The sequence below is a fragment of the uncultured Polaribacter sp. genome (assembly GCF_947497125.1).
Lineage (GTDB): Bacteria > Bacteroidota > Bacteroidia > Flavobacteriales > Flavobacteriaceae > Polaribacter.
In genome coordinates, this window is record NZ_CANMFI010000001.1 from 133,661 (window position 1) to 160,236 (window position 26,576).

Annotated in this window: 24 protein-coding genes and 1 pseudogene; 16 read left to right on the forward strand and 9 right to left on the reverse strand. The window is 31.0% G+C overall.

Going from position 1 to position 26,576, the window contains the following annotated elements; translation table 11 throughout:
• Positions 1-119: 119 nt before the first annotated feature.
• On the forward strand, positions 120-572 hold the full coding sequence (locus tag Q0678_RS00640) for a cold-shock protein (protein ID WP_299052466.1): 453 nt from the start codon (positions 120-122) through the stop codon (positions 570-572).
• 136 nt (positions 573-708) lie between these two features.
• Positions 709-3,189, forward strand: coding sequence for an outer membrane beta-barrel protein (locus Q0678_RS00645; RefSeq protein ID WP_299052469.1), 2,481 nt, complete (start codon positions 709-711; stop codon positions 3,187-3,189).
• Positions 3,190-3,201: 12 nt separating this feature from the next.
• Here Q0678_RS00645 and Q0678_RS00650 read toward each other — a convergent pair whose 3' ends face one another.
• Both Q0678_RS00650 and aroB read right to left on the reverse strand, forming a co-directional pair.
• The gene (locus Q0678_RS00650; RefSeq protein ID WP_299052472.1) at positions 3,202-3,933 is read right to left on the reverse strand and encodes a hypothetical protein; all 732 of its coding nucleotides are present in this window, start codon (positions 3,931-3,933) and stop codon (positions 3,202-3,204) included.
• A gap of 53 nt (positions 3,934-3,986) precedes the next feature.
• The gene (aroB, locus tag Q0678_RS00655) at positions 3,987-5,045 is read right to left on the reverse strand and encodes a 3-dehydroquinate synthase (RefSeq protein WP_299052475.1); all 1,059 of its coding nucleotides are present in this window, start codon (positions 5,043-5,045) and stop codon (positions 3,987-3,989) included.
• Between the two features lie 86 nt (positions 5,046-5,131).
• Between aroB and Q0678_RS00660 the strand changes: the two genes are divergently transcribed.
• The 3 genes from Q0678_RS00660 to typA all read left to right on the forward strand — a co-directional run bounded on the left by Q0678_RS00660 (position 5,132) and on the right by typA (position 8,601).
• Positions 5,132-6,295, forward strand: coding sequence for a proline dehydrogenase family protein (locus Q0678_RS00660; RefSeq protein WP_299052478.1), 1,164 nt, complete (start codon positions 5,132-5,134; stop codon positions 6,293-6,295).
• Positions 6,295-6,576: an LETM1 domain-containing protein gene (locus Q0678_RS00665; protein ID WP_299052481.1), complete on the forward strand. Its 282-nt coding sequence runs from the start codon at positions 6,295-6,297 to the stop codon at positions 6,574-6,576. Before Q0678_RS00660 ends, Q0678_RS00665 begins: the two co-directional genes overlap by 1 nt.
• Positions 6,577-6,828: 252 nt before the next feature.
• Positions 6,829-8,601 (forward strand): translational GTPase TypA, encoded by a 1,773-nt coding sequence (gene typA / locus Q0678_RS00670; RefSeq protein ID WP_299052484.1) that lies wholly within the window; start codon positions 6,829-6,831, stop codon positions 8,599-8,601.
• Between the two features lie 130 nt (positions 8,602-8,731).
• Here the strand turns inward: typA and Q0678_RS00675 are convergent, their stop codons facing one another.
• From Q0678_RS00675 to Q0678_RS00705, 7 genes are all read right to left on the reverse strand, one after another.
• Entirely contained in the window at positions 8,732-9,463 is a 732-nt protein-coding gene (locus tag Q0678_RS00675; RefSeq protein ID WP_299052487.1) for an SIMPL domain-containing protein, read from the reverse strand.
• Positions 9,464-9,713: 250 nt separating this feature from the next.
• Complete coding sequence (locus tag Q0678_RS00680) at positions 9,714-10,472, reverse strand: carbonic anhydrase family protein (protein ID WP_299052489.1); 759 nt, start codon at positions 10,470-10,472, stop codon at positions 9,714-9,716.
• 50 nt (positions 10,473-10,522) lie between these two features.
• A complete protein-coding gene (locus Q0678_RS00685; protein ID WP_299052491.1) occupies positions 10,523-10,972 on the reverse strand; it encodes an RDD family protein in 450 nt (149 codons plus the stop codon).
• Positions 10,973-11,021: 49 nt separating this feature from the next.
• Positions 11,022-11,696 (reverse strand): hypothetical protein, encoded by a 675-nt coding sequence (locus Q0678_RS00690; RefSeq protein WP_299052494.1) that lies wholly within the window; start codon positions 11,694-11,696, stop codon positions 11,022-11,024.
• A gap of 253 nt (positions 11,697-11,949) precedes the next feature.
• Positions 11,950-12,672: a phospholipase D family protein gene (locus tag Q0678_RS00695; RefSeq protein ID WP_299052496.1), complete on the reverse strand. Its 723-nt coding sequence runs from the start codon at positions 12,670-12,672 to the stop codon at positions 11,950-11,952.
• A 161-nt stretch (positions 12,673-12,833) separates the two neighbouring features.
• Complete coding sequence (locus Q0678_RS00700) at positions 12,834-13,754, reverse strand: hypothetical protein (protein ID WP_299052499.1); 921 nt, start codon at positions 13,752-13,754, stop codon at positions 12,834-12,836.
• A gap of 154 nt (positions 13,755-13,908) precedes the next feature.
• Complete coding sequence (locus tag Q0678_RS00705; protein WP_299052502.1) at positions 13,909-14,991, reverse strand: hypothetical protein; 1,083 nt, start codon at positions 14,989-14,991, stop codon at positions 13,909-13,911.
• A gap of 577 nt (positions 14,992-15,568) precedes the next feature.
• On the opposite strand from Q0678_RS00705, the gene hisG reads away from it, so the two are divergent.
• From hisG to Q0678_RS00760, 11 genes and pseudogenes are all read left to right on the forward strand, one after another.
• Positions 15,569-16,426 carry an ATP phosphoribosyltransferase gene (hisG, locus tag Q0678_RS00710; RefSeq protein WP_299052505.1) on the forward strand — a complete coding sequence of 286 codons (858 nt, stop codon included), beginning with the start codon at positions 15,569-15,571 and terminating at the stop codon, positions 16,424-16,426.
• 150 nt (positions 16,427-16,576) lie between these two features.
• The gene (hisD, locus tag Q0678_RS00715; protein ID WP_299052509.1) at positions 16,577-17,860 is read left to right on the forward strand and encodes a histidinol dehydrogenase; all 1,284 of its coding nucleotides are present in this window, start codon (positions 16,577-16,579) and stop codon (positions 17,858-17,860) included.
• 101 nt (positions 17,861-17,961) lie between these two features.
• Positions 17,962-19,017, forward strand: a complete 1,056-nt coding sequence (gene hisC / locus Q0678_RS00720) for a histidinol-phosphate transaminase (protein WP_299052512.1) — start codon at positions 17,962-17,964, stop codon at positions 19,015-19,017.
• A gap of 34 nt (positions 19,018-19,051) precedes the next feature.
• Positions 19,052-19,333, forward strand: a pseudogene (locus tag Q0678_RS00725) (GIY-YIG nuclease family protein).
• A 64-nt stretch (positions 19,334-19,397) separates the two neighbouring features.
• A complete protein-coding gene (gene hisB / locus Q0678_RS00730) occupies positions 19,398-20,534 on the forward strand; it encodes a bifunctional histidinol-phosphatase/imidazoleglycerol-phosphate dehydratase HisB (protein ID WP_299052515.1) in 1,137 nt (378 codons plus the stop codon).
• Positions 20,535-20,607: 73 nt separating this feature from the next.
• Complete coding sequence (gene hisH / locus Q0678_RS00735) at positions 20,608-21,201, forward strand: imidazole glycerol phosphate synthase subunit HisH (RefSeq protein ID WP_299052518.1); 594 nt, start codon at positions 20,608-20,610, stop codon at positions 21,199-21,201.
• A 15-nt stretch (positions 21,202-21,216) separates the two neighbouring features.
• Complete coding sequence (hisA, locus tag Q0678_RS00740; RefSeq protein WP_299052521.1) at positions 21,217-21,975, forward strand: 1-(5-phosphoribosyl)-5-[(5-phosphoribosylamino)methylideneamino]imidazole-4-carboxamide isomerase; 759 nt, start codon at positions 21,217-21,219, stop codon at positions 21,973-21,975.
• 74 nt (positions 21,976-22,049) lie between these two features.
• Positions 22,050-22,805 carry an imidazole glycerol phosphate synthase subunit HisF gene (gene hisF / locus Q0678_RS00745; protein WP_299052524.1) on the forward strand — a complete coding sequence of 252 codons (756 nt, stop codon included), beginning with the start codon at positions 22,050-22,052 and terminating at the stop codon, positions 22,803-22,805.
• Between the two features lie 70 nt (positions 22,806-22,875).
• Positions 22,876-23,478 carry a bifunctional phosphoribosyl-AMP cyclohydrolase/phosphoribosyl-ATP diphosphatase HisIE gene (gene hisIE / locus Q0678_RS00750; protein ID WP_299053744.1) on the forward strand — a complete coding sequence of 201 codons (603 nt, stop codon included), beginning with the start codon at positions 22,876-22,878 and terminating at the stop codon, positions 23,476-23,478.
• Positions 23,479-23,550: 72 nt separating this feature from the next.
• Positions 23,551-24,444 carry an EamA family transporter gene (locus tag Q0678_RS00755; RefSeq protein WP_299052528.1) on the forward strand — a complete coding sequence of 298 codons (894 nt, stop codon included), beginning with the start codon at positions 23,551-23,553 and terminating at the stop codon, positions 24,442-24,444.
• A gap of 297 nt (positions 24,445-24,741) precedes the next feature.
• Positions 24,742-26,535 (forward strand): T9SS type A sorting domain-containing protein, encoded by a 1,794-nt coding sequence (locus Q0678_RS00760; protein WP_299052531.1) that lies wholly within the window; start codon positions 24,742-24,744, stop codon positions 26,533-26,535.
• Positions 26,536-26,576: the final 41 nt, after the last annotated feature.

The following is a 26,576-nucleotide window of genomic DNA, read 5'->3' on the forward strand; positions in this document are numbered from 1 at the left end:
TGCATCGTAAGAAAAAATACAAATCATTAATTACACTAGTTAGCTATAGTTTAATCTTTAGTTTTCTGTTAAGTATTTTATCTTATCAGATACAATAATTTAAAACTCTAATATTTTTAATGGCAAAATCGCAACAAACTTTTAGTAAAAGTGAAAAAGAAAAAAAACGTCTAAAAAAACGTTTAGATAAGCAAAAGAAAATGGAAGCCAGAAAGGCTGAAAAAGAAGAAAACGGTACAGCAGGTATTCAGTTTGCTTATGTAGATCATAATGGTAATTTAACAGATACTCCACCAGATCCAGAATTAAAGGTAGAGTATGAGTTAGAGGATATTCAAATTTCAGTTACTAAAAAAGAAGATTTACCAGAAGAAGATCCAGTAAGAAAAGGTAAAGTATCTTTCTTTGACTCATCTAAAGGATTTGGTTTTATTATAGATGCTGTAAATAGCGAAAAATATTTTACACACGTAAGTGGTTTAATTGATGAAATTGCAGAAAATGACAAAGTTTCTTTTGAGTTAGAAAGAGGTATGCGTGGTATGAATGCAGTAAAAGTTAAGAAAGTTTAATTTTTATATTATCAAAATATATAAAGTCTTTTTAGAAATAAAAAGGCTTTTTTTAGTTTAAAATTCACTATTAATTAAATTAATTTTTACTGTTGTAATGAAAACACTGATACATAAATTATATGTTATATTTAGTATGCTTTTTATCTCACAAATTGTTTGTGCACAGATCACAGGTAAGGTCGTAGATGCAGAAGACAACTATCCTTTAGAATATGCTTCTATTGCCTTGTTTAATGCTAGTTCAAAAATAATAGTAAGCGGAGTTGTAACTAATAAAAAAGGTGTTTTTGCTATAGAGAATATAAAACCAGGTGCGTATTATGCAGAAATTTCTTTTTTAGGATACCAGCTAAATATACAAGAGAATATAACCGTTTTAAAGACTGGAGAATCAATTTCTTTAGGAGTTATAAAACTTGTTTTAGGTTCTAGAAATGAATTGAATGAAGTTATAGTAACATCAGAAAAACAAGTGTTGTCTCATAAAATAGACAGACAAGTTTTTAGTACAAAAAAATTCTTGAATACCGTTGGCGGAAATGCTATAGACGTTATAAAAAACTTACCCTCAGTAACCACAAATGGATTAGGAGAAATTACGGTGAGAGGTAGTACTGGTTTTACAGTATTGATAAATGGCAAACCTACGCAAGGAGATCCAACAACTATTTTAAATCAATTGCCTGCCAATGCATTAGAAACGGTAGAGTTAATTACAGCACCTTCAGCAAAATATGACCCTGAAGGAAAAGGTGGTATTTTAAATATTATAACTAAAAAAGGTGCTACAAATGGCACATTTGCTCAAGTAAATATACGAGGAGGTTTTCCATCTATTGAAAACTACAATACACAAGTAGCTGCAAAAAGGTACGGAATAGATGCAACTGTAAATAAAAGAACCAAAGATTTTAATTTTTCTTTTGGTACAAGTTACCAAAGAAATGACAGAACGGGTAGAAGAGAAGGAGAATTATTTATAGTAAATACTCCTGAAAATAAAACAACGTTTTTACCCTCTGATGGCGAACGTAGTTTTGATGAAATTAGCTATAATGGACGTTTTAATGTAGATTATACACCCAATGAGTCTGATGTTTTTTCAGTGGGCTTCTTTGCAGGAAAACAAACTAAAGATAGACTGGCAGATATTGTGTATTCTAATTACGCGGTATCACCTATAAATAGCAATAACAGACTGTATAATTTCACCTATTTCAATCATAATTTAAGAACGAGAAAAGGAGATTTTGCTCTAGGAAGTATAGATTATGCTCACAAATTTGTTGACAATTCTAAAATTAGTGCCTCATTCTTATATGAATACACATTTTTAGGCGGTCCTACAGAAAATGATAATTTAGGTTATCCAGACAATACTATTGTTTATCAAAGAGAATTTAATACCAATAACAACCCTTTATACGGGAGTCGATTCAATCTAGATTACCAGTTAAAACCTTTAAAAATTGGTCTCGTAGAAATGGGATATCAATACAGAAATTTAGAACATTCTGGTACATTTATTTATGAAAGAGATGGTGTGTTGGTTCCAGAGTTTTCAAGTGAAATTAATTTAACACGTAAAATTCATTCGGGATACACTCAAGTTTCTGGTGCTAAAAATAAGTTGTCTTACAATGCAGGTGTTCGTTTAGAAGCAATGGATAGAGTTTATGTAGAAGCATTAAAGAGTGCTGCAACAAACAATACGTATTCGTATAATTTTTTAAAATTGTTTCCAACGGCATCACTTCAATATAAAATTGATGCGCAAACAAGTTTAAAAACAGCCTACAGTAAAAGAGTAGAAAGAACAACTACTTTTAAGATGAATAGTTTTGCTGAAAGAGAACACTCTGAAGTTTTTGAACAAGGAGATAACACTTTGCTTCCTGAATTTATAGATTTGGTAGAACTAGGGATCACTAAAAACTTTAAAAAAGGAAATACAGCGTATGCAACTCTTTATTATAGACATGTAGACAATGTAATAAATCGTGTAAATACTTTAGCATACGAAGAAAACGGAATGGTAATAGATAGCGTTTTAAACAGAGTATACTCTAATGTTGGCAAAAGCAATACGGTAGGTATAGAGCTTGGGGCAACTTTAAAACCTTCTAAAAACTGGACAAACTTTATAGGCGCTAATATTTACAACACAAATATAGAAGGCGTTTTAAACTTTAAGCACAGAGACGGCATAGAAAGAGCTTATGCCATCCAAACAAATGCTACAATGTATAGTATTAATTTAAATACAACGTATCGTTTCTGGGAAAATGCCTCTTTACAATTTACCTTCAATTACCTGTCAGATAGAACTACAGCTATGGGGCAAGACTCTCGTTTTTATTCTCCAAACTTAACTTTTGTAAAAAGCTTTTTCGATAACAAACTACTAGCTACATTACAATGGCAAAATATGGATGCCGGTTTGTTAAAAACAAACGAACAACGTATTACTACAGCCAGAGCAAATCAGTTTTATACAACAACTAATTATAGGTATGAGGTAGATATGATTTCTTTGAATTTGTCTTACACGTTTAATAAAAGTAAAAATAAATCAAAATTCATAAAAAGTGAATTCGGAAAAAGAGAATTTTAAATTGGCTTATTTTTAAAGAGAGAAGTAGCTTTTTTTAGCTCTAAAACCATTGTCTTTAAGAAATAACATGCCATTTTTATACATATTAAATTGCACTAGCTCATTTTCTAAAGAATCATTTAAAAAGCGACAAACATAAGAGAAGTTACCTGCTGTAAAAGTATAGCTAACTGAACCCTCTAAATAATTTGTAGTTTTAATACCCTTTAAAATTATTTTTTTTGGCTTTGAAGTGCTAACTGTATTTACAGGCCAGTATGCTAATCGATAAGAGTTATTCTCAAACAAATCTATTCTTATAAAAAACCGATTGGTATGTATAAAAGCTTCAAATGCTTGGTTTTCTCTTAAACTTTCATGGATGTTCTCTTTGTCTAAAGCTAAGAGTCGTTTTTTCTTTGCAATACTTTCTTTAGAATTGTAATTAACAGCAATTAATTTGCCATTAAAATCCAACCAAAGCAATCCGTTCTCTAGCATAATTCCTTTGAGACCAACAACAGACCATTTGCCAAGATTGTAAGAGTTTGTAATTAGATTTCTAAAACCTTCATCAAAAAGTACTTCATACTCATTTACAAAATCTACGGTATCTAAAATAGAGTTGAAAGGTTTCTTTCTATGTAACGGATATTGTACTTGATTTTTTAGGGAATCTATGTTATGATTGTTAATGAGTTGTATAAAGTTTAAAACTACTTTTTCTTCATCAGTATTTAATTTTTGGGCATTGCTATGATTCAAACAAAAGAACAATAAGAGAAAAAAACAACTTTTTTTAACCATTGAAATACTGTTTACGCATTGTAAAAATCCATACTTTCTATAAGTAGTTCTTCAGTTACTTTACAATCTAGTTTGCATTTCTCAAAAGCTTCTAACAAAACAAAGTTCACTTGTCCGTTTATGTTTTTCTTGTCATGCTTAAGCAGTTCTATAATGTCAGAAAAATCTTCTTTTAAAAGCCTTGTTTTGTCATAAATAGATAAAATCACCTCTTTTATTTCGTTTACATTTAGCATGTTAAAACCTAATAATTTAGAAGAAATATAGCTTTCGCAAACCATACCAATGGCAATAGCCTCGCCATGAGTAAGGTTTTCTTTGTCATTAGACTCTAGATAAAAAGATTCTATTGCATGCCCTAAAGTATGTCCGAAATTTAAAATTTTACGTAAGTTTTGTTCCTTAGGATCTTGTAAAACTACTTCGTTTTTAATTTCTATAGATCGGTAAATTAAATCTGTTATACCAAGACCTTTGTCTTTCTTAATCTGGTTAAAAAGATTGGTATCATAGGTAATACCATATTTAATAATTTCTGCAGTACCAGAGTTTATTTCTCTTTGTGTAACCGTTGCTAGATAATTGGTATCTACAAGTACCATTTCTGGATTTGCAAATAACCCAATCTGATTTTTTAATACGCCTAAATCTACTCCTGTTTTTCCGCCTACAGATGCATCAACCATAGAGAGTAGTGTAGTTGGTATGTTTACAAAATCAATCCCTCTTTTAAAGCAAGAAGCAACAAAGCCACCTAAATCTGTAATTACGCCACCACCTAAAGTAATTAGTAAACTTTTTCTATCGCCACCTAACTCAGTAATAGCGTTCCAAACGCCCATACATGTTTCTAAGTTTTTATGAATTTCACCAGAGCTTATCTCAATAACTTCAATTCTTTTAGTTGTAGATAAGTTGCTTATAAACTTTGGGTAGCAATGCTCAAAAGTATTTTCATCAACTAAAATAAAAAGGGTAGAGTACTTATTATCGTCAATTAATTTAGATAAATTTGTATACGCTTCTTCATTAAAATGGATAGGATAAGTAGCTGCTTTAATAGTTTTCATTTGTAATTTATTAAGTATGCAAATTAAAAATAAATTAATTAAATATTACTATTCTATGTCTATATTTGTTATATAAAATTTAATACATGAAACTTTTTGAAAACACAGAAGTAGCTTTCGCTTTAAAATCAGATTCACAATTAGAGCGCGCTTACTTTTTATTTAAAATGATACAAAACCAACCAATGGTTCGTATTGGTAGTGCGGTAACTAATTTTGCATTAAAAGTGCACTTGCCTATAGAGGGTTTGATTAGATCTACTGTTTTCGATCATTTTTGTGGTGGTGTAACAGAAGAAGATTGTATGCCTATTATAGATAATATGCATCAAAATGGTAATGTGCATAGTGTGTTAGATTATTCGGTAGAGGGTAAAGATCAAGAAATAAGTTTCGATGATGCGTTGTCTAAAATTATAAGAATTATTAATTTTTGCGAAGAAAAAAAATCGATTCCCTTTGCAGTTTTCAAACCTACTGGTTTTGGGCGTTTTGCCCTATATCAAAAATTATCAGAAGGTAAAACCTTAACTCCTGTAGAAGAAGAAGAGTGGCAAAGAGTAGTAGCAAGGTTTCATACTGTTTGTAAATTAGCACAAGAAAAAGACGTGCCGGTTTTAATTGATGCCGAAGAAAGCTGGATGCAAAAAGCAGCCGATGCGTTAATTGAAGAACTGATGCAGCTTTATAATAAAGACAAAGCCATTGTTTTTAACACCTTGCAAATGTATCGTCATGATCGATTAGAATATTTAAAAAATTTGCATCAAAAAGCCATCGATCATAATTTTCATATCGGTATGAAAGTGGTTCGTGGTGCTTATATGGAAAAAGAAAGAGAAAGAGCCGAAGAAAAAGGTTATCCGTCTCCGATCTGTAAAGACAAACAAGCAACAGATATTAATTACGATGCCGCTATAAATTATATGATGGAGCATTCTAAAATGGCCTTATTTGCAGGCACACACAACGAAGAAAGTTCTTATTTGTTAATGTCTTTAGCAGAAAAACACGCCATTAATAACAATGATAAGCGTTTGTGGTTTGGTCAGTTATTTGGCATGAGCGATCATATTAGTTACAATTTAGCAAACAAAGGATACAATGTTGCCAAATACTTGCCATTTGGCCCAGTTAGAGATGTAATGCCTTATTTAATAAGACGTGCAGAAGAAAATACTTCGGTAGCCGGACAAACAAGTAGAGAACTAAATTTGTTAAAAATAGAACGTAAACGAAGAAAACTGTAATGAAAACAGTAGAAGAGTTTAAAGAAATTTTACAGAAAAATAAATTAAGGCTTTTGCAAGAGTTATCTCAAAGCAAAGAAGCCATGCAGTTAATAAAAAAATCTACTCGCACGAAGTTATCTTCCGAAGAAAAAGAAAAAATTAAAATTCAATTAATAGATATTTGCAAATCCATCCCAGCGTTAGCCGTTTTTTTATTGCCAGGCGGCGCTTTGTTGCTGCCCCTTTTAATAAAACTAATTCCAGATATACTGCCTTCTGCTTTTAGAGACGATACTTAAAATACTATTTTTTTTGGGCATTACTTACCCTAAAAGCATTTAGGGTTTAAGTCACGCTTTACACTAAATCTTTTTTTTAAAACAAAAAAAAGGATACCGTTTCAATCGTTAATGCAACAATTTATTGCCAATTTTAAATAGTAAAAGATGTAAAAGTTGTCAGTAAACAAAAGCTAACAAAAAATAAATAGTTAGAATAGGTTTAAATTGCTAAGAAACAACTATTTTTGCACGAAATTTAAGAAATTACAAATGCAAGAAATAAGAAACATTGCAATTATTGCCCACGTAGATCATGGTAAGACTACATTAGTAGATAAGATTATAGATCAAGCTAAAATCTTAGACGAACGTAAAGAACGTACAGATTTGTTATTAGATAATAACGATTTAGAACGCGAAAGAGGAATTACAATTCTTTCTAAAAACGTTTCTGTAAATTATAAGAACACAAAAATTAATGTAATTGATACACCTGGTCACGCCGATTTTGGAGGAGAAGTAGAGCGTGTATTAAAAATGGCAGATGGTGTTTTATTATTAGTAGATGCATTTGAAGGGCCAATGCCACAAACTCGTTTTGTATTAGGTAAGGCACTAGAATTGGGATTAACACCTATTGTTGTTGTTAACAAAGTAGACAAAGAAAACTGTACACCAGACATCGTTCACGAAAAAGTATTCGATTTAATGTTTGCTTTAGAGGCAACAGAAGAGCAGTTAGATTTTACAACCATCTATGGTTCTGCAAAGAACAATTGGATGTCTACAGATTGGAAAAACCAAACAGAAGACATTGTACCATTATTAGATGCGGTACTAGAATCGATTCCTGCAACAAAATACAACGAAGGAACACCACAAATGCAAATTACTTCTTTAGATTTTTCTAAATTTACAGGAAGAATAGCAATCGGACGTGTTTTTAGAGGAGATTTAGAAGTTGGTAAAGATTACATGTTGTGCAAAGCAGACGGTACTACCAATAAAGTAAGAATTAAAGAATTACACGTTTTTGAAGGAATGGGTAAGGTGCAAGTAGATAAAGTACCTTGTGGAGATATTTGTGCTATTACTGGTGTAGATGGTTTTGAAATTGGCGATACAATTGCAGATTTAGAAAACCCAGAAGCATTGCCAAGAACAGAGATAGATCAGCCAACAATGAGTATGTTGTTTACAATTAACAACTCTCCTTTCTTTGGTAAAGAAGGTAAATTTGTAACCTCTCGTCACTTAAGAGATCGTTTATTTAAAGAATTAGAAAAAAACTTAGCCTTAAAAGTAGAAACTACAGATAGCGAAGATAAATTTAATGTTTTCGGTCGTGGAGTTTTACACTTATCTGTATTGATAGAAACAATGCGTAGAGAAGGGTATGAGTTACAAGTGGGAAGACCACAAGTAATTATTAAAGAAATAGACGGTAAAAAACACGAGCCAATGGAAACATTGTCTATCGATGTGCCAGAAGATATGGCTTCTAAAGCAATTAACTTAGTATCTCTTAGAAAAGGAGATATGTTGGTTATGGAACCAAAAGGAGACTTACAACATTTAGAGTTTTCAATTCCTTCTAGAGGTTTAATTGGTTTAAGAAACAAGATATTAACTGCAACAGGTGGTACTGCAATTATCAATCACCGTTTTAGTGAATATGGTCCTTATAAAGGAGACTTTACAGAAGAGGTAAAAGGAGCAATCGTTTCTTCTGCAGCTGGTAAAGCTACTGCATATGCTTTAAACCGTTTGCAAGATAGAGGTGTTTTCTTTATAGACATTAACCAAGAAATTTATGTTGGTCAGGTTATCGGAGAAAACAGTAAATCAGACGATATGGCTGTAAACTTAATTAAAGGTAAGCAATTGACAAACATGCGTAAATCTGGAACAGATGATGCAATGAAAATTGCTCCGAAAGTAGATTTCTCTTTAGAGGAAAATATGGAGTATATTAAAGCTGATGAGTACTTAGAAGTTACTCCAGAAAGCTTACGTATGCGTAAAATTACTTTTAAAGCATAACAAATTGTCACCTTCAGTGCAGTCTAAAGGTCTTTAATAGTTCTTGACTGCGCCAGAACAGACATTTATAATAAATAAAAAAGCTCAAGTTTTTAACTTGAGCTTTTTTTGTGTCTTAGAACCAACTATTTTAATTTGCTTTATAAATTAATTTCATTGTTATCGATGCTGTTTTTTCTCTAGAGCTCGTGTTAAAAGTGCCTCCCCAAGAATAATCTTCTTTAGAGTTTTGTCCCGTAATTTGAAAAATTCCCATTTTAGCAGATTTTAATTGTCCAAGTTTTCCGCCAGAGAATTTAGAAATATTTTCTGCTCTTACTTTTGCATCTTCTGTGGCTTTAGAAATCATTTCAATTTTTAGATCGGCAAGTTTTGTGTAGTAATATCTAGGTGATTCTGAATAAAATTCTACACCCTGATTTAATAATTCTGTTACTTCTCTTGATACTTTTTCAACCCTATCAACATCTCTAGATTCTATCTGAATAGATTGGCTAAGTTCATAGCCAACAAATTCAGAGCCCATGTATTTGCCACTATCAGAATATAAAGATTTACTTAGTTTATTGGTTTTAACAGCGCTAAAAACCAATTGTTCGGTTTTAATACCTTTGTTAGATAAGTATTTTTTTATGGTATTTTTCTTTACTTCTAAAGTGAGGTATGCCTTTTTTAAATCAACATTTTTAGCATTAAATTTTCCTTCCCAGACTATTAAATCAGAAGAAAAATCTGCTTTACCTAAACCAGTTACTCTAATTTCTCCATCGGTTTTATTTCTGTCTGTAAATGCTTTCCCTAGAAATATAGATGATACTACTATCGCGATTCCGAATACGATTGAACTTGTGTGTTGTTTCATTTTTTTTGATTTTTGGTTATAGTTTATAATTTTATTTTTAGTTAAAAACGAAATGCTATTTTGTTGTTTCCTTTTTCTCTATTTGTTTTTTACGAGAGAAGTTGAAGATACCTTCAATCCAAAAAAAGAAGAAAAATAATTTAAAATATTTTATATAATATGGGCAATCTATAAAGTAGGGTAGAAACCCAATAATTCCTAAGAACCCTATATAACTTAGTTTTTTCATTTTAACAATTTTATAGATGGCTTATTTTAAGAAATCTACACTTCCGTTATCCATATCGTAAACTGCACCTATAATTTTAATCTCCCCATTATCTTCCATTTCTTTAAGAATACTAATGTTTTTTCTTATTTCTAGAATTGTATTTTTCACGTTACTCTCACAAGCCATATGTACAAATTCTAGGTTTTTTGATGTTCTGTCACCCTCATACTTTATGTTTTCTACTGCAGGACGAATTTTTGACAACATTGGTGTTATGTTTCCTAGTTTTACATTATCTACAGCAGCTTTAACAGCGCCACAATGTTCGTGTCCCATAACTAAAACAAGTTTAGAGCCCGAAACTTTACAAGCAAACTCCATACTACCCAATATATCTTCATTTACAAAATTACCTGCCACTCTAGCTACAAAAATATCGCCTATTCCTCTATCAAAAACATCTTCTACAGGCACTCTACTATCTACACAAGAAAGTACAATAGCTTTAGGAAACTGTGCATTTGTACTTTTACGTACTTGCTCAGAGTGGTCTCTTGCAGTTAGTTCATTATTCATAAATCGTTTATTACCGTCTTTAAATAACTGTATTACCGTATCTGGTGTTAACGCATCTTGTTCTTCTTTTGTTAAAACATTTTCTACTAAACCTACAATACGTTCACTCTGTATTTCTTTAGTTTGTTCATTATTAGTTTGTTTTTTGGTTTCATTTTTACAAGCTGTCAAGCTTAAGCTAATACATAATATTGCAATTCCTGTTTTTCTTATTGTATTCATTTTTTTTTTTTTTTTTTTTTTGATTTTTGTTAAATAATTATAATTTTTTATTACTCCTGTTTTTCTTCTACAACTAAAGTCTTGGTAATTTTATCATATAAGTTCTGGTTTTTATCATCCCATAATATCCAAATAATCGGAATTATTAAATAACTTAATATATGTTTTAAACTTTCTCTAATAGCGCCTTTTTCTGGTTTTTTATAATCGTCTCCGTTTTCTTCTGAAATCACTTTCAATTTAAATATTTTATGGCCTAAATTACCTGTGAATAATGGGTAAAATATGCTTCCAATAAGTATGCCTGTTGCTAAAGAGTAGGCTAAATCTATTAATTGTAAGTCACTATTTAATGCATCCCAAAATTCAGAAGTTGTTTTTCCTAATATTAGATAAATTAGCAACATTAAAATTCCAAAAATAATTTCTTCAGTTAAAGCTGCAAGTAATCTTTTTCCTTTTGATGCTAATTTGTAACCGTGTGTTTGTGTTTCTTTCATAGTTTTTATTGTTTATAGTGGTACATTAGAATATCTAATTATACCTAGGTTAGTTATTTAATTCTTCCTGAATAATTTTAATTAAAGTATCTACCCTTTCAAGATCTATATGACCACTAATAAGGTTATATTTTGTTATTTGAAAATTGATTAAATTCATTAAAATTGGATCTTTTAATTTTTCTCTAACAATACTTTCATCAATCATTTTATTAAGATGTATAGGCAATTCTTTTAAAATGTAAGGTCTAAGAATGTTATAAGAAAATGCAGTATGCGATATGGTTAGTGCCTCATGACCGCTATAATAGGCCTCATAAAATGAAATCAATTCATTTTTGAGTTCATCATTATCTATAATGTTTAGCTTGCCTTCATATTTTAAATTCAAATAGGCCGAATTCATTTTTTGATGAACATATTCGTTTTCTAAATTTATAAGTATAGAATCTAGTGAAATATCATCTATTTTACCTTCAGATATTTTGGTTAAATACTTACTTGAGTTTTTCAATTTTTGTTTTGAATAACTCATTATGTATCTATCCATTTTCAACTCATTCACCAATAGTTTAAGTGCTTTTTCTTCTTCGGTTTTTAAGTGCACACCCTCATTCCAATTGTTTAATTGTAAGGCAAATAGAATACCTAAAACAACAATTAGAACCTCTATTAAAAAGTACTTTACATTTTTATTAATAGTTGGTTTGTTTAAAAAAGCCATTAGCGAGTATATTTTTAGATTGTTTCTGTTAGATATTTTTTAAAGTAAAAAATAATTTATCCAATCAAACTTACAAGTAATCTTTTTCCTTTTGATGCTGATTTGTAACCCTGTGTTTGTGTTTCTTTCATAGTTTTTATTAATTTATTTTACCGATAAGCCAAATTTTTAAATTTTGCAGACTTTGTAAAAATATACACACACCTTAAAAGTTTTAATAGCTAGGTTTTGAATATATTTTTGTGTGTATTTTTTATTCCGCTATTTGTTTTCCAATCTCTTCTGGCCAAATTATAAATTGTCCATATTGACCACTTTTTTCAATTCCTCCAATTTCTTTTCCGCGTTTTGTGGTAAGCCAATCATCTTCTTTCTTATACATAAGTTTATTATCCGTCAACCAACTATTAACTTTTCGACTACTTAATCCTGTAGTTTGAGCTAATTCTTTTGTTGTTAGAAGTTTCGAACTTGAAGAATTTATAATCTTTTGTTGTGTTTCTTTCTTTTCCGTTTTAACTACTTCAGAAATGGACGTGAATTCAAACCTTTCGCTTGTTTCGTCAATAAAATCTATTTCTTTATATGCGTCTTCAAATAATTCTTTGTCAGATTCGACATTCAAGTCTACTAAAACACCCATTTCTTTATTGTTGTTAATTGAGAATTCATAAAGATTTAGGGAAGTAATAATCATTTTATCATCATTCAGATAACATTTTGCGTGTAAATCTTGATTATATTTTAAAATTACAAATCTCAATCCTTGAAGAAATTTCATTTCATTCGGATTCAGTTCTTGTTTTCCGAAAATTACTGTTGTTATTTTATCCTTGCTGTTTCTGTATGTAAGTAATTCTTTAAAATCTTTTGATAATTTTAGATATGGTGAAATTAAAATCAGTCTGGTTTCAGCATTTCGTATTAAGTCTTCTATTTCAGATACTGCTTTTCTCGTGTTTAAAAATTTTGCCATTTATCTTTTAGTTTATTTTATTTTTTTTTTGTGAATTTTTTACAAAGTGATTGTATATGATTAGATACTAAATTCAGCGAATAAAACCGAATAGAAAGTCCCCGAGGACTTTCGTAAGTAGGTTATAACAAGTAATTAATTTTATACGTTGTTGGGCACAGTTATTTTTTTTCTATTATTTCTAATTTAACATGAAGACTACTTGATAAAACATTTACAGAGTAAAGATTATCTTTTTCAGATTTAAAGTAAAACCTATCTCCTTTAAATACCTCAATAATTTGACTGTCAAATGTACCGCTAGCAGTTTTTGATACACCTTTAATTCCTTTAAATTCAATTAAAGCCTTTTCTCCTATTTCGTCTTTTACAGTTATTAAAATTTCTCCCTCAAAAATCGATGTTGGTGATAAAAATGAAATGTCAATTTTTAATGGAAATAAACTTTGATTTGTCAAGTTCTCAGGAATTAGTTTGGTTAAGTTTTGAATTTTATTATTCGCAGAATCAAGCTCTTTAGTTAAACTGTCATTTTTCTTTTCAAGCAACCTGTTATTTTCAAATATCTCAAGTTTCTCAGTATCAAACTTTGCGTTTCCAATTATATTACCAAGGAAAAAAGCACCACCTAATGCCGTTAAAATACTTGGAATAAATATTCCCCAATTTATTTTATTCCAAAGACTTTTGCTCTTTCGAAGTTCACTGTTCTCTTGCGTTAATTCATCAATTCGAGAATTATCCTGAACTGTCACAATTTTCTCTATAATTCTTGGTTCAGATTTTGTCTTTGGTTTAGAAGTTAATTCAAGATTCTTTTCTTCAATTCTTGTGTCAAGAAAATTTATAAGCTTTTGCTTTCCATTTGTCCAAGAATCACGGTAAGGTTGGTCTCCCATTCCAGTCACATAAAAAGATGGTTTAAATTTTATTGCTACTATATCAGACTCATATGTTGGTTTCATGGGAAAAAGCTTCTCAACATACATTTTTGTTTTTCTGATTATGTCATCGAGTTCTTTTTCGTCCTTATAATTTAGGCTTTCAGCCCGAGATTTTAATTCTTCTATTTTTTCAATCATTTTCTGTGTATATTCTAATGGTATAGAACGTGTTTGTATATCGTTTGTTGCGTGGTTTAGCACATGATTTAGCAAATAAAAACCGAATAGAAAATCCGCGAGAATTTTCGCAAGTAAGCTAGAACCAAGCAATAAATTATATGCGGTGTTGGCATTAGTTTTTTCCGACTTTGACAGAGTTAGTTATTGAGTTGACCAAATCTTTAAGGTCTGTTTTATTTATTCTTGCTTTTTCTAATTCAACAGTTGTTTCTCCTTTTTTTAGAATAAAGTTCCTTTCAGTTTTTGAAAGCTCTAACGTAATTGCACTAATATCAATGTCTTTCCCAAAATTAATAGCTGTAGTAATTGATGCAAGTTTTAGTTCAACCGTTGTTAATTCATTCTGGAAGTATTTCATATCGTTAAGATTCAACTTGTATAATTTTAAAAAGAAATAAGCGAAGACTTCTATAAATATAATTAAAGAAATTCGTGGTATATAATGATATAGAATTTCAGTATAAGTTGTTAGAGTTACTCCACTTTGAAACACTAAAAAACTCAAAGTAATTAAAGCTACAATTGTTGTAAGTGAACCAATAACCAAATTGACATTGGCTTTTCTACTTAATTTTTCTATTTCTCCACTTAATCTACGCTTTATAGATTCAAAATCGTTTAAAAGTAAATCTAATCTGCTTCTTTTTTCTTTAGTTAGTTCAATTGATATGTTTTCATTTAACTTTTCAAAAAAATCATCATTCACGTTTATAGTAAATGATTCTTTTAATGAATTAAATAATTCGTCCTTTTGATTTTTATTTAGTTGTAATTCATTCTGTTTTTCAAATTGTTCTTCAAATCGTTTTAAAATTTCTCTTGTTTCATAGCGACTTCTATCTTGATTGTGTCTTGTTTCTTCAAGAAATCGTTTAAGTTCGAAATTGAGTTTTGTATTATCATGATTGTTAATAATATTTGGTTCATTAGGTTTAGAAACTTTATTACCTTCTAAATAACCAAACATTAAATATCCTATTCCAAGAACCATTAGAATTATTGGACTAAACCGTAAAATAGTTTTAAGAATTTGTTCAGAGTTATATAATTCTAAATTATAAACATTATCAAAGACAAATAGAATTGCTCCAAGATAAACTAGAATTATACCGATTCTAGATTGTCTTTTTTTCAGAATCGCAACCATTTTCCTTATTGGCGAATTATTTTTATCTCTCTTGTATTCTTCTTCCATTTCTGTTTTTTTTTAATGAATGATAACTAGTTTATATATATATATATATATATATATATATATATATATATATATAATTTATAACGTTATCAAGTCCAAAAACAAAGACAACAGTTCTATTCTATACCAATTGCATAGATGATTTTCAATAATATATGGGGGAAGTTTTAAAAGCGATAGATGAACTAATGTGCTTTTACTATACAAGTATAGTAAAAATATTTAGCATTTAATACTTATAAAACTTATTTAAGCAGTTGTTTTTTAGATGTTATGAAATAATTAAACAAAAATTAATAAAATGATAAATTTTTATATTTTAAAATTATTTTGTGGGTTTTTTATGCATACCTAAAATATATTTTAGATATTTGCATCATAATAAAAAGAACATGAAATTTATTCAATCACATCATCATCATTTTTTCAATTGCAATCAAGCGATTTAAATGTGTATTGAATAAAATCAAGATATTTATAAACCCGTTTGATTAAATCAAACGGGTTTTTATTTTTACTCGTTTGATCAAACAAGTAAAAACATTCTAACAAAGGTTAGAATCTAAAAAAAAAGAATATGAGTAATTTAAGAATTGCAGTACAAAAGTCAGGTAGATTAAATGAAGATTCTATGCGTCTTTTAAAAGACATCGGAATCTCTATCGACAATGGTAAAGATCAATTAAAAGCATCGGCAACAGATTTTCCGGTTGAAGTTTTTTATTTACGAAACGGAGACATTCCGCAATATTTAAGAGATGGCGTAGTAGATGCAGCCATTATTGGCGAAAATGTATTGATAGAAAAAGGGAACGATTTAGAATTTGTAGAGCGTTTAGGATTCTCTAAATGCAAGGTTTCTATTGCGGTGCCTAAAGATTCTAATGCAAACTCGTTAAAAGATTTAAACGGCAAACGCATAGCAACTTCGTATCCAGAAACGGTAAAAAAATATTTAAAAGAATACAATATTGATGCGCAACTGCACATTATTAACGGTTCTGTAGAAATTGCACCAAATATTGGTTTGGCAGACGGAATTTGTGATATTGTTTCTAGTGGTTCTACCTTGTTTAAAAATGGTTTAAAAGAGATTGAAGTCCTGCTAAAATCTGAAGCTGTGTTGGCTGTTTCTCCTGAAATTACTGACGAAAGAAAAGCGATTTTAAATAAAATTCAGTTTAGAATTCAGTCGGTTTTAAAAGGAAGAGCCTCTAAATATGTGTTGTTAAATGCACCAAATGATAAATTAGAAAATATTTTAAAATTATTACCAGGTATGCGTAGTCCTACAGTTTTGCCTTTGGCAGAAGCCGGTTGGAGCTCTGTACACACTGTAATTACTAAAAATGATTTCTGGGATATTATAGAAGATTTAAAGAAACAAGGAGCAGAAGGAATTTTAGTTTGCCAAATAGAAAAAATGGTGCTTTAGATTTTTTTTAAATCTAAAGTATGCTGAATAAGTTTCAGCATCTTATAAAACAGGCAAGGAAAATAAAAAGATACTGAAATAAATAGTAAGACCCTGAAACATACTGAAACAAGTTCAGCATAAAAGTTTAGGGTGATTAACAAGTTAATCATGAAAATTATAAATAATCCATCAAAAAAAGATTGGAACAAAATCTTAGAGAGACCCACAAAAACAGTTGGTGATATAGAAAATACTGTGAACGCTATTTTTGATGATATCAAAGGAAATGGTGATGTTGCTATTAAAAAATACACTCAACAATTTGATGGTGTCGCTGTAGAAAACATCTTAGTTTCTGAGCAAGAAATACAAGAGGCGATTGCATTTGTTTCTGGTGATTTAAAAAATGCCATTGCAATTGCAAAAGAAAACATTACAAAATTTCATGCGGCGCAAAAAACCGAAAAAGTATTTGTAGAAACTGCTGTAGGTGTAAACTGTTGGCAAGAAAAAAGACCTATTACTAAAGTTGGTTTGTACATTCCTGGCGGAACGGCACCTTTATTTTCAACAGTGTTAATGTTGGCAATTCCTGCACAAATTGCAGGTTGTAAAGAAATTGTATTGTGTTCTCCACCAAATTCTGAAGGTAAAATTCACCCAGCAATTTTATATGCTGCAAATTTGTGTGGTGTTACAAAAATTATAAAAGTAGGTGGTATTCAGGCCATTGCCGGAATGACATTTGGTACAGCAACCATACCGCAAGTATATAAAATATTCGGACCAGGAAATCAGTTTGTAACCGTTGCCAAACAAATAGCTACCAAATTTGGAGTTGCTATTGATATGCCTGCTGGGCCAAGTGAATTGTTGGTAGTTGCAGACGATGCTGCCAAGGCAAGTTATGTGGCTTCAGATTTATTAAGTCAAGCAGAACATGGTGTAGATTCTCAAGTAATTTTAGTGTCTACTTCTAAAACATTGATTGATAGCGTATTGATTGAGTTGCAGAAGCAGGTTTTAGCACTTTCAAGAAAAGAAATTGCTGTAAAAGCAATTGAAAATTCTAAAATGATTTATGTAGAAAATGATGCTATCGCGTTAAATTTAATTAACGAATACGGTCCAGAACATTTTATTGTTTGTACAAAAGATAACAATTACTATATAGACAATATCGAAAATGCGGGTTCTGTTTTTATTGGCAACTATACACCAGAAAGTGCAGGAGACTATGCTTCAGGCACCAACCATACATTGCCAACAAACGGATTTTCAAAATCGTATTCAGGTGTAAATTTAGATGCATTTACAAAGAGCATTACGTTTCAAGAAATCTCTAAAAAAGGATTGCAAAACATTGGCAATGCAATAGAAATTATGGCGGCTGCAGAAGGGTTAGACGCTCATAAAAATGCGGTTACTTTAAGATTGAAAGATTTAGAATAAATATTGTGTCATTCCGAACCAAGAATGAGTAGGAATCTCGTAATAAGATTTCTCAATCGCCTAAAAATGCTCATTTCGAAATGACAACAGAAACATATAAAATGAAAAATTTCAACATAAACAATATCATCAGAGAAAACATAAAATCTTTAAAACCATATTCTTCTGCAAGAGATGAGTATAAAGATGTTTCTATAGATGAAATGGTGTTTTTAGACGCCAATGAGAATCCGTTTGAAAATGGAGTGAATCGTTATCCAGATCCGCAACAACACTCGGTTAAAGAATTGTTGTCAACGATAAAAGGTGTTGCCACCAAAAATATGTTGTTAGGCAACGGAAGCGATGAAGTGTTGGATTTAATTTTTAGGGCTTTTTGCGAACCTAACAAAGACAACATTATTACATTACCGCCAACATATGGCATGTACGATGTTTTGGCAAATGTAAATGCCATTAGCAATACAGCGGTTTTATTAACTGAAGACTTTCAACCAAAAGTATCTCATATTTTAGAAGCAGTTACTAAAAACACCAAAGTTTTGTTTTTATGTTCGCCCAACAATCCTTCTGGAAATAGTTTTTCTGAAGCAAGTGTGCAAGAACTGTTAGAACAATTTAACGGTTTGGTGGTTATTGATGAAGCGTATATCGATTTTTCTGAGCAAAAAAGTTGGTTAGAAAAGTTAAACGAGTATCCGAATTTAATCATTACACAAACCTTGTCTAAAGCCTATGGTTTGGCAGGTATTCGCTTAGGTATTTGTTATGCATCCGAAGAAATTATAGCGGTTTTAAATCGTATAAAACCACCTTATAATGTAAACGAATTAACGCAACAAAAAGCAATAGAACGTTTGTTAAAAAGAGCTGAAGTTGCGCAAGAAGTTGCTGCAATTATAGCGCAAAGAACAAAAGTTATAGCTGTTTTAAAAGAAGTTTCTTTTATTACAGAAATATATCCAACAGATTGTAATTTTGTTTTGGTAAAAGTTGATGATGCAACCATGCGTTACCAACAATTAATCAAAAATGGAATTGTTATTAGAAATAGAACCACGCAACCATTGTGCGAAAACTGTTTGCGTTTTACAATCGGAACTGAAAAGGAGAATGAGAAATTATTGAAAGCACTTTCAATAATTTCGAAATCCTGAACTTGATTCAGGAACATTTAAAAGGTAAAAAATAATGGATCAATATTATTGTTATACACTAACAAATAAAAATAGAATGGTTTTATATATTGGTTACACAGATAATTTAAAAAGAAGAATAACTTAACATAGAAAAGGAACTGGCGCTTTATTTACAAAAAAGTATAACGCTAACGAATTAATTTATTTTGAAATATTTGGAAGTAAAAAAGAAGCAAAGAATAGAGAAAAACAGCTTAAAAATTGGCATAAAAAGGGGAAATGGGATTTAGTGAAAACTAAAAATCCAAATTTAAATACAGTAGAAATTAATTAGAGAGACCCTAAAACATACTGAAAGAAGTTCAGCATAAAAGTTTAGGGTGATTAACAAGTTAATCATGAAAAAAGTATTATTTATAGATAGAGACGGTACGTTGGTTTTAGAACCACCAGTAGATTACCAATTGGATAGTTTAGAGAAGTTAGAATTTTATCCAAAAGTGTTTCAATACATGGCAAAAATTGCCTCAGAATTGGACTACGAATTGGTAATGGTAACCAACCAAGACGGATTGGGAACAGACTCTTTTCCGGAGGAAACTTTTTGGCCTGCACAAAACAAAATTATTACTGCTTTTGAAAAAGAAGGCGTTGTGTTTTCTGAAATTTTAATCGATAAAACGTTTCCGCATGAAAATGCCGAAACACGCAAACCTAGAACAGGCTTGTTAACCAAGTATTTATCTGAGTCTTATGATTTAGAAAATTCTTTTGTGTTGGGTGATCGAATTACAGACATGGAATTGGCAAAGAATTTAGGTGCAAAAGGAATCTTTGTAGCTGAAAATTCTGAGTTAGGTGTTGATGAGATAGCCGCATCAAAACAAGAGATTTTAGACTGTATTGTATTAACTTCTACCGATTGGAAAACCATTTACGAGTTTTTAAAGTTAGAAGATCGTGTATCAGAAATAACAAGAAACACCAATGAAACTCAAATTTATATCAAATTAAATTTAGACGGTTCTGGTAAAAATGAAATTAATACTGGGTTAAAGTTTTTTGATCACATGTTAGATCAGATTGGTAGACATGGTAATATGGATTTAACAGTGCAAGTTAATGGCGATTTAGAGGTTGATGAGCATCATACAATAGAAGATACCATGATTGCTTTGGGCGAGTTATTTAACAAAGCATTGGGCAATAAATTAGGCATTGAAAGATACGGTTTCTGTTTGCCAATGGACGATTGTTTGGCACAAGTAGCGGTAGATTTTGGTGGTAGAAATTGGCTGGAATGGGATGCCGAATTTAAAAGAGAAAAAATTGGAGATTTGCCTACAGAAATGTTTTTTCACTTGTTTAAATCGTTTACAGACGGTGCAAAGTGTAATTTAAACATTAAAGCTGAAGGGGTAAACGAACATCATAAAATTGAAGGTATTTTTAAAGCTTTTGCAAAAGCAATGAAAATGGCGGTAAAAAGAGACCCAAATAAGATGTTTTTGCCATCAACAAAAGGAGTATTGTAAATCGTTTTTGATTTCTGTTGATGGTTGCTAATATTAACCATTAACTAAAAACCAATAACCAACAACCAAAAAAATGAAACTCATAATTATAGATTACGGAGCAGGAAACATAAAAAGCATTCAGTTTGCCTTTAAAAGACTAGGTGTAGATGCTGTTTTATCAAATAATATTGAAGAAATAAAAGCTGCCGATAAAGTAATTTTTCCTGGCGTTGGAGAAGCAAGTTCTGCTATGAAAATGTTGCGAGAAAGTGGTTTAGATTCAGTTATTCCTGAGTTAAAACAACCGGTGTTAGGTATTTGTTTGGGCATGCAGTTAATGTGTAATTCATCCGAAGAAGGTAACACCAAAGGATTGGGTATTTTTAACGTAGCCATAAAAAAGTTTTCGAGTGCTGTAAAAGTTCCACAAATGGGTTGGAATGTAATTACTGATTTAAAATCGGATTTATTTACTGGAGTAAAAGAGGAAGAATTCATGTATTTGGTGCATAGTTTTTATGCAGAAAATTGCAAAGAGGCCATTGCAACAACTTCTTATGAAATTGAGTACGCTTCTGCATTGCAAAAAGATAATTTTTATGGCGTGCAATTTCATCCAGAGAAATCATCAAAAGCAGGAGAACAAATTTTAAAGAATTTTTTGGAACTAAAAACCAATAACTAAAAACCAACAACTATTTTGAGAATAATACCAGCAATAGACATCATAGACGGCAAATGTGTTCGTTTGACAAAAGGCGATTACAATACTAAAAAAATATACAATGAAAATCCGTTAGAAGTAGCCAAAGAATTTGAAGCTGCCGGCATTGAATATTTGCATGTTGTTGATTTAGATGGCGCAAAAGCAAGTGAAATAATCAATTACAAAGTGTTAGAGCAAATTGCTTCTAAAACCAATTTAAAGATTGATTTTGGAGGTGGTTTAAAGTCTGATAAAGATTTAGAAATCGCTTTTAACTCGGGTGCAAACCAGATTACAGGCGGAAGTATTGCGGTAAAGAATCGTGCTGTTTTTGAAGGTTGGATATCAACTTATGGTGCACAGAAAATTATTTTAGGTGCCGATTTTTATCCTGACACTTCTGGAGGAAAAATTGCAACCAATGGTTGGCAAGAAGAAAGTAGTTTAGAATTGATTCCGTTTATTAAAGATTATCAGCAAAAAGGAATTCAGTATGTAATTTGTACAGATATCTCTAAAGACGGCATGTTACAAGGACCAAGTTTTGAGGTTTATAAACAAATTTTAAAAGAGTCTGCCATTTCGAGCGGAGTAGAGAACGCTTTAAAATTAATAGCTTCAGGAGGAATTTCTTCTTTTGAAGAACTGCCAAGACTTGCCGAGAATGGCTGTGAAGGCGTTATTATTGGTAAAGCAATTTATGAGAATAAAATTAGCTTAAAACAATTGACAAATTTCATTTTAAATAATTAAATGTCCGTTCGAGCGCAGTCGAGAACTCATTAACCTCTCGACTGCGCTCGAGGAGACACATTAAAAAAGAAAAAATGTTAACAAAAAGAATTATACCTTGTTTAGATATTAAAAACGGACGCACCGTAAAAGGGGTGAATTTTGTGAATTTAATTGATGCTGGAGATCCTGTGATATTGGCAAAACAGTATGCTGAATTGGGTGCAGACGAATTGGTGTTTTTAGATATTTCTGCAACATTAGAAGGAAGAAAAACCATGTTAGAAATGGTATTAAAAGTTGCAGAACAAGTAAACATACCGTTTACAGTTGGTGGCGGAATTTCTTCTGTTGAAGATGTTGATGCATTGTTAAAGTGTGGTGCAGATAAGATTTCGATCAATTCATCTGCAGTAAAAAGACCCGATTTGGTAAATGAATTGTCTAATAAATTCGGAAGTCAGTGTGTAGTGGTTGCTATTGATGCCAAACAGATAAATGGCGAATGGATGGTGCATTTGGCAGGTGGTACAATACCTACAGCACTTAATTTATTTGACTGGGCAAAAGAAGTAGAGAGTAGAGGAGCAGGAGAAATTTTATTTACTTCTATGAATAATGATGGCACAAAAGCTGGTTTTGCAAATGAAGCCTTGGCAAAACTATCAACAGAATTAAATATACCAATTATTGCTTCTGGTGGCGCAGGAACCGTACAACATTTTACAGATACTTTTACCATCGGAAAAGCAGATGCAGCTTTGGCAGCAAGTGTTTTTCATTTCGGGGAAATAGCCATTTCAGCATTAAAAAAAGAGTTAAAAGAACAAAAAATTCCAGTAAGACTTTAAAAATAGTTGTTGGTTTATAGTTGCTGGTTATTAGAACTAACAACAATAAACCAACCATCAACAAACAACAATTATGAATATAGATTTCAATAAAAATAACGACGGATTAGTGCCAGCAATCATTCAAGATGCAACTACAAAAAATGTATTGATGTTGGGATATATGAATGAGGAAGCGTTTAATAAAACCAACGAAACGAAATTGGTTACTTTTTTTAGCAGAACTAAAAATCGTTTATGGACCAAAGGCGAAGAAAGTGGCAATACATTACAGTTGGTTGATCTTAAATTAGATTGTGATAATGATACGTTGTTGATTTTTGTAAATCCGAATGGGCCAACCTGTCACAAAGGTTCTGATACCTGTTGGAATGAAGAAAACAATCAGAATTATGGATTCTTTTCTACTTTAGAAAATGTGATTTCTGAACGTGTTTCAAACAAAGACACTCAAAAATCTTATGTGGCAAGTTTGTTTGATAAAGGCATTAATAAAGTAGCGCAAAAAGTAGGAGAGGAAGCTGTAGAAGTTGTAATCGAAGCCATGGATACCAATGACGAATTATTTTTATACGAATCTGCAGATTTGTTGTTTCACTATTTAATGTTGTTGCAAGCAAAAGGATTTACCTTAAAAGACATTGAATTAGAATTGAAAAAAAGGCAGAAATAAGTATTTTTAAAATCAATTTAAGTAAAAGTTTGCAAAATATTAGTGGTAATATTGCAGCTTAATTTTTAAAAAATGAAAGGTAATAGGTCTCAAGTATTAGTAGTTATTGCATTTTTATCAATATACATTATTTGGGGTTCTACCTACTTATTCAATAAAGTTGCGGTAACAGAGTTGCCTCCGTTTTTTTTGGCTTCCATTCGTTTTTCTACAGCGGGTATTTTAATGTTAGTAATAGCCAAAATTCTTAAATTCAATTTTAGCATCACCAAAAAGCAGTTTAAAAATACTACAATAGCTTCTTTTTTCTTTTTACTATTAGGAAACAGCGTGTTTGTCTGGGCATTGCAATATGTAGACAGTGGTTTTGCCGCATTAATAGCAGCCACTCAACCTTTATTTGTTTTATTAATTTTACGATTCCTTGATAAAAAACCATTTCAAAAAAAATCAATTATAGGTGTTTGCTTAGGTATTTTTGGCATGTATTTGTTAATCAGCCAGCAAGAATTAGTAACCTCTAAAGAAACCTTATTAGGCATTTTAGTCATGTTAGGCTGCGTTATGGGGTGGAGTTATGGCGGTGTTTTTGTATCAAAAGCAGATTTACCTAAAAACTTTTTTGTAAGTACGGGTATTCAAATGGTATTTGCGGGTGTTGTACTTGCTTTTATCAGCTTGATAGCAAATGAAAGTTGGACTTCGCCACTGAGTTGGTCTTCTAATGTTCAGTTATCGATGCTTTTGCTAATTATTTTAGGTGGAGTAGTAGCTTTTACAGCTTTTAATTACTTGTTAAAAGTTGTTTCTACAGAAAAAGTAGCTACGTCTGCTTATGTAAATCCTGTAATTGCACTTTTTATGGGTTGGTATTTTTTAGATGAAAAAATATCCAATCAATCTATGATTGCCTCTGCTGTTCTTTTAACAGGGGTTTATTTTATTACTTCTAGAAAAAGAAGGTAAATGGTATTTTACTGATTTTTAAAAAGATACAAGATATATCTTTGATAAAAAAGATACAATTCTGTATTGTAGCTCTTCACAATCATCACAGCAACTACAACATTACCCATACATTTATGTTTTTTTATGATTTTGATGATTGAAAAAGAGTAAATTAAAACTGCTACAACGGTTACTCTCACTCAAAATAGAGTTTTTTATTTTACGATGTATGTTTTTTATATGGGTGTTTATTATTAAAAACACATAAAATACTATTTAAATTTACGATATTATTAATTTATAAATTAAATAGGTATGAAAAAAATTACTTTATTATTAACCTTATTGACTTTTTCAATTGGGTATTCTCAAACTTACGATCTATTAGAATCGTTTAATGGCTCTGGATTAGAAGGCACCTTTGGTAGTACCACTGCCCAATATGCAACCGATCCTGTTGGTACTGATCAAGTAGTTCAAATAACCAGTAATACTAATGGTGATGTTTGGCAAGGAGTAGACGTTGATTTAGCGAGCAACTATAAATTGACTTCTGATACTCAGCTTACAATGCAGTTAGATGTATACTCAACCACAGCAATAACAATTGCACCAAAAGCACAAGGAGGTGTATCAGGAGCACCAGATTCAGTTACCTCTGTTGATCATACTGGATCGGGATGGGAAAATTTAACATTAACTTTCGATAAAAGTTTAGATGGTAAAGTGCCTGCAAATGGAATTTATGCTGATTTTGCTTTACACATAAATTGGGATACAACGAACAACAATTTTGGAGCTTCAGATGGTAGGGTTTTTTATATAAAGAATCTTAAAGGTTTGCTCTCTGCACCGGTTGTAAATTCGCAAACGTATGATTTATTAGAATCGTTTAATGGCTCTGGATTAGAAGGCACCTTTGGTGATACAGCTGCCCAATATGCAACCGATCCTGTTGGTACTGATCAAGTACTTCAAATAACCAGTAATTCTAATGGTGCAATTTGGCAAGGTGTAAATTTCGATTTTGCTAGTAACTATAAATTGACATCCGATACACAGCTTACAATGCAGTTAGATGTATATTCAACCACAGCAATAACAATTGCACCAAAAGCACAAGGTGGTGAATCAGGAGCACCAGATTCAGTTACTTCTGTTGATCATACTGGATCGGGATGGGAAAATTTAACATTAACTTTCGATAAAAGTTTAGATGGTAAAGTGCCTGCAAATGGAATTTATGCTGATTTTGCGTTACACATAAATTGGGATACTGCGAACAATAATTTTGGAGCTTCAGATGGTAGGGTTTTTTATATAAGGAATCTTAAAGGTTTGCTCTCTGCTTCAACTGTAGAAATAGCTCCAACGAATACACCACCAACACCACCAAGTTTTGACGCACAAAATGTAATGTCTTTATATAGCGAGGCGTATACAGCTTCAACATCAATACTAAATTCAGATTGGGATGATTCTTCTATGGAAGAAGTTACCATTGCAGGTAATAAAGTTTTAAAGGTTTCTGGAAATAATTTTTTAGGAATAATTTTAGGTGATTATTTAGATGCGACAACTATGACTCATTTACATATGGATTATTGGTTAGCTGTAGATCATACTCAAGGTCAGGTTCTTAATCCTAAATTATCTAACCATGCTGCACAATCTGGTGAAACTAGTGCAATTGATATTACAAACACTATTAACAGTCAAAATGAGGTTAAAAAATGGCAATCTAAAGAATTTGCTTTAAACGGTGATAGAAATTCAGTTAAAGAATTTTTAATTACGCAAGCAGGTAAAACAGGATTGTATTATTTAGATAATGTATATTTATATGTTGCAGGAACTGCAAGCCTAGAAAACAATAAATTATTAGGTTTGTCTATGTTTCCAAACCCAGCATCTGATAAATTAAATATTTCTGTTAAAGAAGCTATTAGCAACCTAGAGATATTTAATATTTTAGGTAAAAAAGTAATGAGTGTAAATGTAAATGACACAAGAGCTTCAATAAATATTTCTAGTTTAACTTCTGGTGTTTATTTAATTAAATACAATGTTGGTAACACAATTGGTACTTCTAAATTTATCAAGCAATAAATTAATGTAACATTATTTTTAGAATGCGATATTGTATTGCA

What these genes read in the sequence shown, in the direction of transcription:
- Q0678_RS00640 (WP_299052466.1), top strand. Translation starts at nt 120, where the DNA reads ATGGCAAAATCGCAACAAACTTTTAGTAAAAGTGAAAAAGAAAAAAAA.
- Q0678_RS00645 (WP_299052469.1), top strand. Translation starts at nt 709, where the DNA reads ATGCTTTTTATCTCACAAATTGTTTGTGCACAGATCACAGGTAAGGTC.
- aroB (WP_299052475.1), bottom strand. Translation starts at nt 5,045, where the DNA reads ATGAAAACTATTAAAGCAGCTACTTATCCTATCCATTTTAATGAAGAA.
- Q0678_RS00660 (WP_299052478.1), top strand. Translation starts at nt 5,132, where the DNA reads ATGAAACTTTTTGAAAACACAGAAGTAGCTTTCGCTTTAAAATCAGAT.
- Q0678_RS00665 (WP_299052481.1), top strand. Translation starts at nt 6,295, where the DNA reads ATGAAAACAGTAGAAGAGTTTAAAGAAATTTTACAGAAAAATAAATTA.
- typA (WP_299052484.1), top strand. Translation starts at nt 6,829, where the DNA reads ATGCAAGAAATAAGAAACATTGCAATTATTGCCCACGTAGATCATGGT.
- Q0678_RS00675 (WP_299052487.1), bottom strand. Translation starts at nt 9,463, where the DNA reads ATGAAACAACACACAAGTTCAATCGTATTCGGAATCGCGATAGTAGTA.
- Q0678_RS00680 (WP_299052489.1), bottom strand. Translation starts at nt 10,472, where the DNA reads ATGAATACAATAAGAAAAACAGGAATTGCAATATTATGTATTAGCTTA.
- Q0678_RS00685 (WP_299052491.1), bottom strand. Translation starts at nt 10,972, where the DNA reads ATGAAAGAAACACAAACACACGGTTACAAATTAGCATCAAAAGGAAAA.
- Q0678_RS00690 (WP_299052494.1), bottom strand. Translation starts at nt 11,696, where the DNA reads ATGGCTTTTTTAAACAAACCAACTATTAATAAAAATGTAAAGTACTTT.
- Q0678_RS00695 (WP_299052496.1), bottom strand. Translation starts at nt 12,672, where the DNA reads ATGGCAAAATTTTTAAACACGAGAAAAGCAGTATCTGAAATAGAAGAC.
- Q0678_RS00700 (WP_299052499.1), bottom strand. Translation starts at nt 13,754, where the DNA reads ATGATTGAAAAAATAGAAGAATTAAAATCTCGGGCTGAAAGCCTAAAT.
- Q0678_RS00705 (WP_299052502.1), bottom strand. Translation starts at nt 14,991, where the DNA reads ATGGAAGAAGAATACAAGAGAGATAAAAATAATTCGCCAATAAGGAAA.
- hisG (WP_299052505.1), top strand. Translation starts at nt 15,569, where the DNA reads ATGAGTAATTTAAGAATTGCAGTACAAAAGTCAGGTAGATTAAATGAA.
- hisD (WP_299052509.1), top strand. Translation starts at nt 16,577, where the DNA reads ATGAAAATTATAAATAATCCATCAAAAAAAGATTGGAACAAAATCTTA.
- hisC (WP_299052512.1), top strand. Translation starts at nt 17,962, where the DNA reads ATGAAAAATTTCAACATAAACAATATCATCAGAGAAAACATAAAATCT.
- hisB (WP_299052515.1), top strand. Translation starts at nt 19,398, where the DNA reads ATGAAAAAAGTATTATTTATAGATAGAGACGGTACGTTGGTTTTAGAA.
- hisH (WP_299052518.1), top strand. Translation starts at nt 20,608, where the DNA reads ATGAAACTCATAATTATAGATTACGGAGCAGGAAACATAAAAAGCATT.
- hisF (WP_299052524.1), top strand. Translation starts at nt 22,050, where the DNA reads ATGTTAACAAAAAGAATTATACCTTGTTTAGATATTAAAAACGGACGC.
- Q0678_RS00755 (WP_299052528.1), top strand. Translation starts at nt 23,551, where the DNA reads ATGAAAGGTAATAGGTCTCAAGTATTAGTAGTTATTGCATTTTTATCA.
- Q0678_RS00760 (WP_299052531.1), top strand. Translation starts at nt 24,742, where the DNA reads ATGAAAAAAATTACTTTATTATTAACCTTATTGACTTTTTCAATTGGG.